Raw genomic sequence first — 503 nt, 5'->3', positions numbered from 1 at the left:
CCGACATGGACGAGACGCCCTCTCATGCCGCCGCATCCTTGCCGCCACTGCCCTTGTCCACACGGCCCTTGGACATCCGCGCCACAACAAGGTCGGCGGCGAGGGCGCTAACCCCCGTCATGTCGATGCCCTTGAGGTTTGCAATGCGGTTCTGAGGCAATCGGGAAAAGCCGGTGCAGGCGCCGGCCATGCCGGCTGCGATGGCGCCGATCGTGTCGGTGTCGCCACCGAGATTGGCGCTGATGACTGCCGCTTGCCAGGGATCCCCACCGGCGACCTCCAGCACTGCGAATGCGGCCGGAACGGACTCCTGGCTGGCGACGCCGGTGCCGACCAGATCGATGATCAGCCGGATCGCGTCCTTCGTCGCCTTGCCGCGCACAAGCTCCTGCGCCCAAGCAATGCGCGCAGCAATGTCACCGCCGGTCGCCCAATGGCCGAGCGTCGCCCCTCGTCTCGCTGCCGTGATGGCGTTGTCGGAAGCGGCACGCCAGTCACCGCCA

1 protein-coding gene is annotated in these 503 nt (G+C 67.6%); it reads right to left on the bottom strand.

What is annotated here, in order from left to right; translation table 11 throughout:
- Positions 1–22: 22 nt before the first annotated feature.
- Positions 23–503 (bottom strand): ADP-ribosylglycohydrolase family protein (locus NKJ84_RS33365; protein WP_352510034.1); only part of this gene is annotated, 481 nt, incomplete at its 5' end.

This window comes from Mesorhizobium sp. M0048 (assembly GCF_040323405.1).
In the GTDB taxonomy this organism is placed as follows: Bacteria; Pseudomonadota; Alphaproteobacteria; order Rhizobiales; family Rhizobiaceae; genus Mesorhizobium.
The sequence above is the reverse complement of the archived record's forward strand: the minus strand, read 5'-3'. Positions and strand labels throughout refer to the sequence as shown.